We start from the raw sequence: 13195 nt of genomic DNA, 5'->3' as shown, positions 1-13195 counted from the left end.
GGGCCGGGACCTCCGAAGTGGCCCGGCCTCGGCCCTCAGGCCTCGGCCTCGGCCTTGATCCGCTCGAGCGTCTGGCGGATGCCCTGGCGCAGCTCGTCGGTGAAGCCCTTCTGGCCGCCGAGGACGACCTTGGTCAGCACCAGCGAGACGTTGGAGACGCCCTGCGGGGTCTCCCGGCGCTCGGTCAGCTTCGTGCCTCCGTCAGCAGTGGGCTCCAGCTCGAAGGACCAGATGGTCCGGTTCTCGCGGATCTTGAACGCGAAGTCGCCCTTGGCCCCGGCGGCCGGGGGCGTGTAGCGGACCACCTTGCCGGCCGTCGGCCAACGCTTGATGCCCTGCTTGTTGAGGTTCGAGAAAGTCGCGCCGAGCTTGACCTCGCCGCCCTTGACCGACGACTTCACCACCTGGGGGCTCCACTTCGCCATCCGCGGGAGGTCGGTGACCAGCGCCCAGACCTCGGCGGCGGGGGCAGCGATCTCGATGGAGTCCTCGAGCAGCTTCTCGTACGTGTCGGTCATGGTGGAGCCCTTCTGGTGACAGCATCGTCGGATCCCGCGAAACTACCGTCGGGTAGCAGACCGGCGGTACGTGATGCCCACCACAAGACCGGAGCGCTCCTTGGTGCCCCGAGCCGAAGACGCTAGCGGGCCGCCCACCACTCCTTGAGCGCCGCCGTGGCGGCCTCCTCGGACATCGGGCCGTTGTCGAGGCGCAGCTCGAGCAGGAACTTGTAGGCCTCGCCGACCTCACGACCGGGGCCGATCCCGAGGATGCCCATGATCTGGTTGCCGTCGAGGTCGGGCCGGATCGATGCCAGCTCCTCCTCGGCGGAGAGCAGGTCGATCCGGGCCTCCAGGTCGTCATAGGTACGACGGAGCCGGTCCGCCTTGCGCTTGTTGCGCGTGGTGCAGTCGGCCCGGGTGAGCACGTGCAGGCGCTCGAGCTGGTCGCCGGCGTCGCGGACGTAGCGGCGCACGGCGGAGTCGGTCCACTCGCCGGAGCCGTAGCCGTGGAAGCGCAGGTGCAGCTCGACCAGCTCGCCGACGGCGGCGATCTCGTCGTTGCTGAACTTCAGCTCCTTCATCCGCTTGCGGGTGAGCTTGGCGCCGACCACGTCGTGGTGGTGGAAGGTGACCGCACCGTCGTCCTGGAAGCGGCGGGTACGCGGCTTGCCGACGTCGTGCATCAGCGCGGCGAAGCGGGAGACGAAGTCGGGGCCGGCGGGGAGGTCGCTGCGCTCGGACAGCCGCGGCTCGAGGTCGATGGCCTGCTCGAGGACGGTGAGCGTGTGCTCGTAGACGTCCTTGTGGCGGTGGTGCTCGTCGCGCTCCAGCTTGAGCGCGGGCAGCTCCGGCAGCACCCGGTCGGCGAGGCCGGTCTCGACGAGGAGGGCCAGCCCGAGACGGGGGTGGGGCGCGCAGATCAGCTTCACCAGCTCGTCGCGCACCCGCTCGGCCGAGATGATCCCGATCCGGTCGGCCATCTCGGTCATGGCGCGCACGACCGACGGGTCGACGGCGAATCCCAGCTGCGCGGCGAAGCGCGCTGCCCGCATCATCCGCAGCGGGTCGTCGGAGAAGGACTGCTCCGGCGTCCCGGGGGTGCGGATCACCTGGTGGGCCAGGTCGACCACGCCGCCGTACGGGTCCTCGATCTCGCGGCCGGGCAACCGCACCGCCATCGCGTTGACGGTGAAGTCGCGGCGGCCGAGGTCGCCGGCGAGGCTGTCGCCGTAGCGCACCTCGGGCTTGCGGGAGTCGGGGTCGTAGGACTCGGAGCGGTAGGTCGTCACCTCGACGACCCAGTCGCCCTTGCGGCAGCCGATCGTGCCGAACTCGCGGCCCATGTCCCACCAGGCGTCGCCCCAGGCACGCAGCAGCTTGTCCATCTGCTCGGGTCGGGCGGAGGTGGTGAAGTCGAGGTCGTTGGACGGGCGGCCGAGCATCGCGTCGCGCACCGGGCCGCCGACGAGGGCCAGCTCGTGGCCGGCCTCGGCGAAGAGCGCACCGAGCTCGTCGATGACCGGCGCGATCCGGTCCAGCTCGGCGCCGACGGCCGCCTGGACGTCGACCAGACGCAGCGGCGTACCCGGCTCGGGTGCGGAGGGGGTGTCGGCGTCGGTCACGGGCGCTGATTCTAGGCGTCGGTCGGGTGCGTCCCCGAACCGCACAGGTGTCACCACTACCCTCGGGGGGTGGTTTCCCGACCGTCACTCCTGCGCGCACTGGTGCGAGTGGTGACGGGACTGGCGCTCGCGACGTCGGTCGTGGCGGCCCCTGCGGCCACCGCGCGTCCCGACGACGACGGGTACGACGCCCCGCTCGAGATCACCATCGACCAGCTCACGCCCGGCGTCCTCCCGCGGTCGGGTCCGCTGGAGATCAGCGGCACGATCACCAATGTCGACCTCGAGACCTGGACGACGATCCGGCTCTACCCGATGTTCAACGCGGGCTCCGACTGCTCCTCCGGTGCGTGCGCCGAGGTGATGACGACCGAGGCCGAGCTGGAGGCTGCGGCCGACTCCGACCCCGAGGCGCCGGTCGGCGTGCGCGAGACGAACGCCCGCTACGACATCGCGAAGCTCGAGCCGGGCCAGTCGCTGCGGTACACGCTGCGGATCCCGCAGCCGGTCCTCCGCTCGCTCTTCCCGAAGCCGTCCTCGGGCGTCTACTGGCTGGGCGTGCACGCCCTCGGCGCCAGCGCGAGCACCCCGAACGACAGTGTGACCGCCGACGGCCGGGCCCGCACCTTCCTCCCGTACGTCGCCGGGGCCAACCCGGACCGGGTGAGGACGGCCGTCGTGCTGCCCCTGCGCAGCCGGGTCGCCCACGACGAGGACGGTGCGATCGGGCGCACCAGCAGCTGGGAGCAGGCCCTCGGGATCGACGGCGAGCTCGGTGGACCGCTCGCCTTCGGCGCGGCCGCGGGCACCTCCCCGGTCAGCTGGCTGCTCGACCCCGCGGTCCCCGACGCCGTACGACGCCTCGCGACGGGCAACCCCGCCCGCGAGGTCACGGCGACCCCCGACCCCGAGGAGCCGTCGCCGAGCGAGAGCTCGTCCGCGTCCAGCGACGCCACGTCCGACGACGACGACCCCGACCTCGAGACCCCGCTGGCCCGCTCGGCGCGGGTCTGGCTGTCCCAGGCCCGGAGCGTGCTGGCGAACGACCCCATCGCCGCCCTGCCCTACGGCGACCCCGACCTCTCCGCCGTGGCGAGCACCCTGCCCAGCCTCTACCCGGTGGCCCGGGCCCAGCAGGGCGGCGAGCTGGCCTCGTGGGACCTCGACACGATGCCCGTCGTGGGCGCTCCCGACGGCTACCTCGACGCCCGCGGGATCGACGCCGTCGACGACGGCGCGACCCTGCTGCTCGGCCAGCAGATGTTCCCGCGCGAGAGCTTCTCCGCCCGGCCGCCGGTGGCCGGACTGGTCGGCGACCGGCCCGTCGTGGTGACCGCGACCAGTGCGGCGGAGGGCGGGCCCGGACCCGACCCGGCGCTGGCCCCGATCGCGCTGCGCCAGCGGATCCTCGCCGAGGCCGCCGTCCGGATCCTCCGCTCCCGCGGCAAGGACCCCGACCCGCTCGTCGTGGTGCTGCCCGCGAGCGTGACCGCCGCCGGCGCCGCGGACTTCTGGGCCGGGCTCGACGTGCCGTGGGTCGACCTCAGCGACCTCGACGACGTCGTCGTACCGCCCGGGTCCTCGGCCGACGGCAAGACCCCGGCGGAGCGCCAGATCGACCCGACCGAGCTCAGCTACCCCGCCACGCAGGAGGAGGCCGAGCTCCCCGGCACGGTCGTCGCCGAGGCGGGACGGCTGGTCCGGGCCGCGCAGACCTACCAGGCGATCCTCGGCGAGGACTACACCGTCGGGGCCGAGCTGGTGGAGGAGGCGCTGGCGGGCACGTCGTACGCCATGCGGGCCGACGGCGACGCGGCCCACCGGCTGGCCCAGACCCGCGAGTGGGTCGAGGACCAGCTCGGCGCCGTCACCATCGACGCCCCGAGCGGCGTCACCCTCTCCGGTACGTCGGGCAGCTTCAGCGTCTCGGTCCGCAACGACCTCGACCAGCCCGTCACCGTCGCGATCCGCGCCACCACCGACTCCGGCGCCACCATCAAGGTCGCCAACCCGATCGTCCTCGCCGCGCACAGCCGCTCGTCGGTGCCGATCGACGCCGACATGAACCGCACCGGCGTCCACAACGTCACCCTCCGGCTCACGGCCGACGACGGCACCGCGCTCGGCGACGAGGACACCCTCCCGCTGCGCACCGGCCAGGCCGGCGTGGTGATCTGGGCGATCATCGGCTCCGGCGGCGGCATCCTGTTCGTCGCCATCGCGATCCGCCTGGTCCGCCGCTTCCGCCGGCGCGGGCAGGTCGAGGACACACCGACCCCGTCGGAGGCCACCGCGTGAGCGAGGCGAACGCCGAGGACCGGAGGATCCTCGCCAACACCGCCGTGATGGCGGCCGGCACGGTCGTGTCGCGCTTCAGCGGCTTCATCCGCTCGACCCTGCTGGCGGCGGCGCTCGGCATCTCGCTGCACGCCGACATCTTCACGGTCGCCAACACCGTCCCGAACATGCTCTACATCCTGCTCGCGGGCGGCGTCTTCAACGCGGTGCTGGTGCCCCAGCTGGTGCGGGCGATGAAGAACGACGCCGACGCGGGGGCGGCGTACGTCGACCGCGTCATCACGCTGGCGGTCCTCTTCCTCGGCACGGTCACCGTGCTGCTGGTCGTGTGCGCACCGCTGGTGATGCAGCTCGTCCTCGGGTCCGAGTACGACGGCCGCGGGCTCGTCGAGGAGCGCCAGTCCGCCGTCGACTTCGCCCGCTTCTGCCTGCCGCAGGTGTTCTTCTACGGCATGTTCGTGCTGATCGGGCAGGTGCTCAACGCACGCGGCCGCTTCGGCCCGATGATGTGGGCCCCGATCGCCAACAACGTCATCTCGGTCGCCGTGCTGGTGACCTACCTGTTCGTGTTCGGCCCGGCGACCAAGGCCGAGCAGCACGGGCCGTTCACGCCCGGTCAGGAGAGCCTGCTCGGCATCGGCTCGACGCTGGGCATCGCGGCACAGCTGCTGATCCTCGTGCCCTACCTGCGCTCGGCCGGCATCCGCTACCGCCCCCGCTTCGACTTCCGCGGCGTGGGCCTGGGCCAGACCTTCAGGCTCGCGGTGTGGACGGTGCTCTTCGTCGTCGTCAACCAGGTCGCGTACGTCGTCGTGGTCCGCCTCGCCTCCAACGGCACCGCCGCGGCCGACGACGGCACCGGCATCACGATCTACTCCAGCGTGATGCTCGTGGTGATGGTGCCGCACTCGATCATCACCGTCTCGCTCGCGACCGCGATCCTCCCGCGCCTGTCCGCGGCCGCCGCCGCCGGTGACATGACGCGGCTGGCCGCGACGCTCGGGAGCACGTTGCGCACCGCGCTGTCGGTCGTCGTACCGTTCGCGGCGCTGCTGCCGTCGATCGCGCTCCCGCTGGCGCAGGTGATCTGGGGCCACGGCGCCACCAGGGACACCTTCTACCGCTTCGAGTCGTCGATGGTGCTCTTCGGCTTCGCGGTCGTCGCCTTCACCGTGCACTACCTGATGCTGCGCGGGTTCTACGCCCTCGAGCGCAACCGCACGGTGTTCTGGGTGCAGTGCGTGATCGCGGCGACCAACATCACCCTGGCGATCCTCTTCGTCGGCCGGGTCGACCCCTGGGACACCTCGCCGATGCTGATCCTCGCCTACGGCGGCGCCTACACCGTCGGAGCGACGCTCTCCAGCGTGGTGCTGGTGCGGCTGCTGCGCCGCGGCGGCCACCCGGCCGGCGGGGCGCGGGCCTGGCGCGGTTTCGTGCTGCGCCTGCTCGCCGCCGCGGCGGTCGTCTGGGCCGTGGCGCGCTTCCTCGACGTGGTCGCGAGCGACACCATCGACGAGCTCGTCAGCTCGCCGGGCTGGGTGTGGGCCGGGGTCGAGCTGGTGGTCGTGTCCGCAGGCGCCGGGATGGCGCTGCTGGGCGCCGCGAAGCTGCTGCGGCTCGACGAGGTGACCTCCGTCGTCGGGACCGTGCTGGCACGTGTGCGGCGCTGACACGGACGGCTCAACCGGCGTCCTAGGATGACGATGATCGGTGAGGACCAAGGAGGGACTCCACTAGGTGGCGACGTCGACGCGGTCGGGGGATGTGCTCGCTGGCCGCTACCGGTTGATCGACCTGCTGAGCGAGAGCGGCGGCGGGCGCTTCTGGCGCGCCCATGACGCCGTCCTCGAGCGGTTCGTCGCGCTGCACGTCATCGCCGAGGACGACCCCCGCGCACCCGGCCTGGTGGCTGCCGCCCGCACCTCGGCCGGCGTGCTCGACCCCCGCATCCTGCGCGTGCTCGACGCCGAGCAGGAGGACGGGCGCTGCTTCGTCGTCAACGAGTGGGGCACCGGTACGTCGCTCGACATCCTCGTCACGCACGCCGGTCCGCTCGGTCCGCGCCGCGCGGCCTGGCTGGTCGCCGACGTCGCCGCGGCGATCGCCCGCGCCCACGCCGCGGGCGTGACGCACGGCCGGCTGAACCCGGAGAACGTGCTGATCGACCGCTACGGCTCGGTGCGGCTGATCGGCATGTGCGTCGACGCCGCCCTCCACGGCCTGCCCGCCGGCGACGTGCAGGGTGACCTCGAGGACCTCGGCGGCCTTCTCTACTGCGCGCTGACCGGCGTGTGGCCGGGACCGTCCGGCTCGATCGTGCCCGCCGCGCCCCGCGAGAACGGCGCCTTCCTCAGCCCGCGCCAGGTCCGCGCCGGCGTCCCCAACCAGCTGGACCTGCTGTGGCGCGAGTTCGAGTGCACCGGCGTCCACGTGCGCCGCCGGATGCTCGGCAGCGAGCACCCCGACGTCAGTTCGGCTCGCGGCATCGCCGAGGAGCTGCTCGCCTTCGTCGGCGACCCCACCGGGATGCCCGAGTCGCTCGCCCAGGCCATCCCGCAGGTCAACGAGCTGCGTCCGGTGTGGCTGCCGGCCGTCGCGGACCCGCTGCCCCACGACTCCTCCCGCGACGACATCCCGGTCGTGCCCCCCGCCGTGGAGGCCGACATCGACCTCGACCGGGTCGACCTGAGCGACCCGCCCGTCGTACCCGCGGCGGGGACCGGGGTCACCGACCTGCCCACCGAGCCGGGGCTGCCCGTGTTCGGCGCGGGGGAGGACGACGTCCAGTGGCTGCGCACCCGCAGCACCCCGCCGCCGCCACCACCGCCCTTCGAGGCGCTCCCGGAGCGTCCGCTCTTCGCGTCCGAGGGCACCCGGCGCCCGCGCCCCGACCTCGGGCCCGGACCCGCCGGCAACGGCTGGCCCGCCGCGCTGCCCGACGACGCCGGCGCCGGCGGCACCGGCTACTGGCCCTGGGACACCGACGGCGGACCGCCCGGCGCCCACGACCCCGACACGACCGACGACGCCGTCCCGGGCCGCAGCTGGCTGCGGCTGGCGATGGCCGTCGCCCTCGCCGTGCTGCTGCTGGTCGCCATCGCGATCGCGTTCAACCTCGGTCGCGGGCGCAACGCGCTCGGTGGCGGGGGCAGCGAGGAGGAGCCGTCGGTCGCTCCCTCGAGCAGCGCCGGTCAGCCGGCGGTCATCAAGACCGTGACCGCGAAGGACTTCGACCCGCTCGGCCAGGACGGCGAGGAGAACTCCGGCGACGTCCGGTACCTCACCGACGGCAAGGCCGGCACCCGCTGGCGCACCAGCACCTACCGCGACCAGCTCGGCCCGCCGCCGGGCCTCAAGACCGGGGTCGGGATCCTGCTCGACCTCGGCAGCGTGCAGCAGGTCAGCTCGGTCGACGTACGGCTGGGCGAGGGTCAGACCACGATCGAGCTGTACGCCGCCACCGAGACCCCCACCGCGGCACCCACCGGCAAGCCGGTCGCGCGGACCACCGGCAGCGGCCCGGTGACCCTGGCACCGGCGGACGGGCAGGCGGTGGGCGCCCGCTACCTTGTCCTCTGGCTGACCTCGCTGCCCGAGGTCGATGACGGGGACTTCCGCGGGGAGATGGCCGAGGTGGTGGTTCGTGGCGGCGCTGCCTGAGGCCTCGGCCGAGGTCGACGACGTCGTCACCGACGCCGACCTCCTCGCTGCGCACGTCGCCGGCGACGACGCGGCCTTCGGCATCCTGTTCGCCCGCCACCGCGACCGGCTCTGGGCCGTCGCCCTGCGCACCTGCAGCGACCCCGAGACCGCGGCCGACGGCCTCCAGGAGGGCATGATCGCCGCCTTCCGCCGCGCCGGCTCCTACCGCGGCGAGGCCGCGGTCACCACCTGGCTGCACCGGATCGTCGTCAACGCCTGCCTCGACCGCCTCCGTGCCGCGAAGGTACGCCGGGCCGAGCCGCTGCCCGACGACCTCGACGAGGCCCGGCCGGTCCGCCAGGCCCCGACCGACGCGGTCGACCCCGCGCAGCACGTGCTCGCCACCGAACGCAGGGGGCGGGTGCACGCGGCGCTGCGCCAGCTCCCCGACGAGCAGCGCGCGGCCGTCGTACTGGTGGACATGGAGGGGTACTCCGTCGCCGAGGTCGCGCTGATCCTCGACTGCGCCGAGGGCACCGTGAAGAGCCGCTGCTCCCGCGCCCGGGCCCGCCTGGCCGGGCTGCTCGCCGACGTCCTCGACGTGGGCGAGCCCACCGCCACCGCTCCGGTGCCCACCGATGCCGGGGGGAACCGCCCCGCCGGCCCCGACGTCGGATCCCTGACGCGTCGTGGACCGCCGGTGGCGGACGCCCCGACCGTCGACTGACCTGCCGCACCCCGAGGTGCGGCACGCACCCCAGGGACCCGAGATGACCGCACCCCACGAGCCGGACAGCCCGCTCGAGCCGCCCCTCGACGCCGCGCGCGAGGAGGCGGTCCGTCGTACCCTCGCCGAGGCCGGGGGACCCGAGACCACGCCCGCAGAGGTGGTGGCGCGGCTCGACGGCGTGCTCGAGGACCTGGTGGCCGAGCGGCGCACTCCCTCGGTGTCCCACCCCGAGAGCGCCGGGATCGTCATCCCCATGGACGCCGCCGCCCGCCGGCGCCGGCTCCGCGTGCGCGCCCTGCTCGGCGCGGCCGCGGCCGTCGTCGCCGTGGGTGTCGGCGCGGGCGTGATCCAGGGGCAGCCCGGCAGCGACGACAAGACGATGAGCGCCGAGGGGACCGCGGCCGACGAGGCACCCGCGCGCGACGACACGGCCGCCGGGCTCGAGGCCGACCAGTCGGCCAACTCTCCGGCGGCACCCGAGGTCGCCGCGTCGGGCGGCGACCAGGCGACGCCGCAGGACACCCTCGGCGACACCTCCTCCAAGTACGCCCTCGAGCTGCGCCGGGTCGTGACCGACGGCCCGGTCCGCGCGGTCCGCCCCGACCACCTGCGGGAGGACCTGGTCGCCCTGCAGCACGTCTCGGTGCCGAAGCTCGCCTCGGCCGACTACGCGATCGGCACCTTGAGCGCGCCGGACGACTTCATGTGCGGTCCGGCCGCGTACGGCACCGGCTACCTCGTCGGCGTCACCTACGGCGGCAAGCCCGCCCTGGTCGCCTTCCGCGAGCCCGTGGGCGACAACCAGGAGGCCGAGGTGCTGGCCTGCGGGACGGGCGACGTCCTGCACTCGACGGTCCTCGCCACCACAGGCTGAGCCGTCGTACGCGCGGGGAATGCGGCCGCCTACGATCGGGTTGAAGTCTTGTCCCGTTCCACCGCATTGGGGAGTCCCATGTCCGAGTCCGTCCGCAACGTGATCATCATCGGGTCCGGCCCGTCCGGCTACACCGCAGCGGTCTACGCCGCCCGCGCGCAGCTGAGCCCGCTGGTCTTCGAGGGCTCCGTGACCGCCGGTGGCGCGCTGATGAACACCACCGAGGTCGAGAACTTCCCCGGCTTCCGCGACGGCATCATGGGCCCGGCCCTGATGGACGAGATGCGCGCCCAGGCCGAGCGCTTCGGTGCCGAGCTGATCGCCGACGACATCGTCGAGGTCGACCTCACCGGTGACATCAAGGTCGTCAAGACCGCGACCGACACCTACACCGCCCGCGCGGTGATCCTCGCGACCGGCTCGGGCTACCGCAAGCTCGACCTGCCCGACGAGGAGCGCCTGTCCGGCCGCGGCGTGTCCTACTGCGCCACCTGCGACGGCTTCTTCTTCCGCGAGCAGCACATCGCCGTCGTCGGCGGTGGCGACTCGGCCGTCGAGGAGGCCACCTTCCTCACCCGCTTCGGCTCGAAGGTCTCCCTGATCGTGCGCCGCGACGAGCTGCGTGCCTCCAAGATCATGCAGGAGCGCGCCTTCGCCGACCCGAAGCTCGAGATCGTGTGGAACTCCGTCGTCGAGTCGATCAACGGCGCCGACTCCCTCGAGTCGCTGACCCTCAAGGACACCGTCACGGGCGAGACCAGCGAGCTGCCGGCCACCGGCCTGTTCATCGCGATCGGCCACGAGCCCCGCTCCGAGCTGCTGGTCGGCCAGGTCGACCTCGACGACAACGGGTACGTCCTGGTCCAGCCCGGTTCCACGGCGACCAACGTCCGCGGCGTCTTCGCCGCCGGCGACCTGGTCGACCACACCTACCGCCAGGCCATCACGGCTGCCGGCACCGGCTGCGCGGCTGCCCTCGACGCCGAGCGCTACATCGCCGAGCTCGACCACGCCGCCGCCACTGCCGGGAATGTTCCAGCGGGCGCGTAGGTTCCACCCACAGACTTCACGTTCACCCCAGATCCGAAGGAGCGCCCCCGTGGCCGACAACATCTCCGCCGTGACCGACGCCGAGTTCGACGCGCAGGTCCTCAAGTCCGACAAGCCCGTCCTCGTGGACTTCTGGGCCGAGTGGTGCGGCCCGTGCCGCCAGGTCGCCCCGATCCTCGACGAGATCGCCGGCGCCCACGGCGACAAGATCACGTTCTACAAGCTGAACGTCGACGAGAACCCGGTCACCCCGGCGTCGTACCGCGTCACCGGCATCCCGACCATCAACGTCTACTCCGGTGGCGAGGTCGTCAAGACCATCGTCGGCGCGCGCCCCAAGGCCGCGATCCTCAAGGAGCTCGACGAGTTCATCAACGCCTGAGCACGGCTCCACGCAACCCCCGGTCCCTCAGGGCCGGGGGTTGCTTGCTTCCCGGACGTGTTCGGGTGCCTGGCGGGCGTCGCGCCGCCCGCCGTGGCTGGACGGGGGAGCGAGCGCAGCGAGCCGAGACGACTCAGACTCAGGGCCGGGGGTTGCGTGCTTCCCGGGGTACGGGCGCGGTCGCTCCGTGCGGGCGTCGTACGACACCGACGATCTTCTCCCACGCCGCCTCCATCTCGCCCCGCCAGGTCACCAGCGAGCGCATCTCCATCCGCATCCGGGGCGTGCGCGGGTGCGGGCGGTGGGTCTTGAACCCGACCCGGGCCAGGAACTCGGCCGGTACGACGCACTCGCTGGTGCCGCCCGGAGGCGCGGGGGCGCGGCCTGTCCGGGCGAAGGCCTCGACGGCGCGGATGCCGTCACGCCCGGTCAGGTCCCGCGCCATGCCCTGGACCAGCAGGCGGCCCAGCCCGCCGCCGGCATACCCCGGGCGGATCCAGGCGGTCGTCAGCAGCACGGCGTCGGCCGAGACGGGCGCGGTCGGGAAGGCGGCCGCGCCGGGGACGAACGCCGCGGGGGCGTAGGTCAGGTAGCCGACCGGCTCGCCGTCGACCACGGCCACCCGGCCGCAGGAGCCCCACTCGCGCAGCACCTCCGAGACCCACGCCTCCTTCTCCCGGGCCCGTTCGGCGGGGGAGAGGCCGTCGCGGCGCACCGGCTCGCGCTCCCAGAACAGGCAGGACCGGCACGGCGCATCGAGGGCGTCGAGCAGGTCGAGGGTGAGGGGCACGGTCGTACGGGCCATCGCCCATCATGGTAGGCCCGAAATGGACTGGCGAGCACCTGCGAGAATGGGGCTCGTGCGCAAGATCCGCCAGAGCAAGAAGCTCGCCAACGTCCGCTACGACGTCCGGGGACCCATCCTCGTCGAGGCCCAGCGGCTGGAGGCCGAGGGACACAAGATCCTCAAGCTCAACATCGGCAACCCCGCACCCTTCGGCTTCGAGGCACCCGAGGCGATCGTCGCCGACATGGTGCACAACCTGCCCGACGCCCAGGGCTACAGCGACTCCCGCGGCATCTACTCCGCCCGCACCGCGGTCGCGCAGTACTACCAGTCGCGGGGGCTGAAGGACACCGCCGTCGACGACGTGTTCATCGGCAACGGCGTCTCCGAGATGATCTCGATGGTCCTCACGACCTTCCTCGACGACGGCAACGAGATCCTCGTCCCGGCGCCCGACTACCCGCTGTGGACCGGCGCGGTGTCGCTCTCCGGCGGTACGCCGGTGCACTACCGCTGCGACGAGGACAACGGCTGGATGCCGGACCTCGAGGACATCGAGTCCAAGATCACCGAGAACACGCACGGCCTGGTCATCATCAACCCCAACAACCCCACGGGTGCCGTCTACAGCAAGGAGATGGTCGAGAAGCTGGTCGACATCGCCCGACGGCACGACCTGGTCATCTTCTCCGACGAGATCTACGAGAAGATCCTCTTCGACGACGCGGTGCACCACCACGCGGCCGCCGCTGCCGGCAACGACGTCCTGTGCCTGACGTTCAGCGGGCTGTCCAAGGCCTACCGGGTCTGCGGCTACCGTGCCGGCTGGGTGATGGTGTCCGGCCCCAAGGAGCTCGCCGAGGACTTCCTCGAAGGCCTCACGCTGCTCTCGAACATGCGCATGTGCGCCAACGTGCCGGCCCAGCACGCGATCCAGACCGCGCTCGGCGGCTACCAGTCGATCAACGAGCTGATCGTGCCCGGCGGCCGCTTCTACGAGCAGGCCATGCTGGCCGACCGGCTCCTCAACGACATTCCCGGTGTCTCCTCGGTGCGCCCGCGCGGTGCGCTGTACTGCTTCCCGCGCCTGGACCCCGATGTCTACGAGATCGACGACGACGAGCAGTTCGTGATCGACCTGCTGCGCTCGAAGAAGATCCTGGTCACCCACGGCACGGGCTTCAACTGGTTCGCCCCCGACCACTTCCGCCTGGTCACCCTCCCGGACGTCGACGTCCTCGAGGAGGCCATCGGCAGGATCGCGGAGTTCCTGGCCACGCGCCGCTGAGGTCGGGGCGGTGGTT

Annotated in this window: 11 protein-coding genes; 8 read left to right on the top strand and 3 right to left on the bottom strand. The window is 72.6% G+C overall.

Features of this window, described 5'->3' with window-relative positions; translation table 11 throughout:
* Nucleotides 1-35: 35 nt before the first annotated feature.
* Complete coding sequence (locus tag ASE20_RS23780) at nucleotides 36-518, bottom strand: SRPBCC family protein (protein WP_056897065.1); 483 nt, start codon at nucleotides 516-518, stop codon at nucleotides 36-38.
* Nucleotides 519-640: 122 nt separating this feature from the next.
* Nucleotides 641-2125 carry a CCA tRNA nucleotidyltransferase gene (locus tag ASE20_RS23775; protein WP_412778595.1) on the bottom strand — a complete coding sequence of 495 codons (1485 nt, stop codon included), beginning with the start codon at nucleotides 2123-2125 and terminating at the stop codon, nucleotides 641-643.
* A 69-nt stretch (nucleotides 2126-2194) separates the two neighbouring features.
* On the opposite strand from ASE20_RS23775, the gene ASE20_RS23770 reads away from it, so the two are divergent.
* The 7 genes from ASE20_RS23770 to trxA all read left to right on the top strand — a co-directional run bounded on the left by ASE20_RS23770 (nucleotide 2195) and on the right by trxA (nucleotide 11104).
* Nucleotides 2195-4423 carry a DUF6049 family protein gene (locus ASE20_RS23770; protein ID WP_157538551.1) on the top strand — a complete coding sequence of 743 codons (2229 nt, stop codon included), beginning with the start codon at nucleotides 2195-2197 and terminating at the stop codon, nucleotides 4421-4423.
* Nucleotides 4420-6096, top strand: a complete 1677-nt coding sequence (gene murJ / locus ASE20_RS23765; RefSeq protein WP_225869136.1) for a murein biosynthesis integral membrane protein MurJ — start codon at nucleotides 4420-4422, stop codon at nucleotides 6094-6096. Before ASE20_RS23770 ends, murJ begins: the two co-directional genes overlap by 4 nt.
* Before the next feature lie 67 nt (nucleotides 6097-6163).
* Nucleotides 6164-8086 (top strand): protein kinase family protein, encoded by a 1923-nt coding sequence (locus ASE20_RS23760; RefSeq protein ID WP_157538552.1) that lies wholly within the window; start codon nucleotides 6164-6166, stop codon nucleotides 8084-8086.
* Complete coding sequence (gene sigM, locus ASE20_RS23755) at nucleotides 8070-8795, top strand: RNA polymerase sigma factor SigM (RefSeq protein ID WP_225869137.1); 726 nt, start codon at nucleotides 8070-8072, stop codon at nucleotides 8793-8795. Before ASE20_RS23760 ends, sigM begins: the two co-directional genes overlap by 17 nt.
* A gap of 43 nt (nucleotides 8796-8838) precedes the next feature.
* Nucleotides 8839-9672, top strand: coding sequence for a hypothetical protein (locus tag ASE20_RS24900; RefSeq protein ID WP_157538553.1), 834 nt, complete (start codon nucleotides 8839-8841; stop codon nucleotides 9670-9672).
* A gap of 78 nt (nucleotides 9673-9750) precedes the next feature.
* Nucleotides 9751-10722 carry a thioredoxin-disulfide reductase gene (gene trxB / locus ASE20_RS23745; protein ID WP_056897061.1) on the top strand — a complete coding sequence of 324 codons (972 nt, stop codon included), beginning with the start codon at nucleotides 9751-9753 and terminating at the stop codon, nucleotides 10720-10722.
* Between the two features lie 49 nt (nucleotides 10723-10771).
* On the top strand, nucleotides 10772-11104 hold the full coding sequence (gene trxA / locus ASE20_RS23740) for a thioredoxin (protein WP_056897060.1): 333 nt from the start codon (nucleotides 10772-10774) through the stop codon (nucleotides 11102-11104).
* Between the two features lie 139 nt (nucleotides 11105-11243).
* Here trxA and ASE20_RS23735 read toward each other — a convergent pair whose 3' ends face one another.
* Nucleotides 11244-11909, bottom strand: a complete 666-nt coding sequence (locus ASE20_RS23735) for a GNAT family N-acetyltransferase (protein ID WP_056897059.1) — start codon at nucleotides 11907-11909, stop codon at nucleotides 11244-11246.
* Between the two features lie 46 nt (nucleotides 11910-11955).
* Here ASE20_RS23735 and ASE20_RS23730 point away from each other — a divergent pair, with 46 nt between their 5' ends.
* Nucleotides 11956-13179 carry a pyridoxal phosphate-dependent aminotransferase gene (locus tag ASE20_RS23730; protein WP_318655575.1) on the top strand — a complete coding sequence of 408 codons (1224 nt, stop codon included), beginning with the start codon at nucleotides 11956-11958 and terminating at the stop codon, nucleotides 13177-13179.
* Nucleotides 13180-13195: the final 16 nt, after the last annotated feature.

The organism is Nocardioides sp. Root240, assembly GCF_001428825.1.
In the GTDB taxonomy this organism is placed as follows: Bacteria; Actinomycetota; Actinomycetes; order Propionibacteriales; family Nocardioidaceae; genus Nocardioides.
This window is presented reverse-complemented; position numbering and strand designations above follow the sequence as displayed.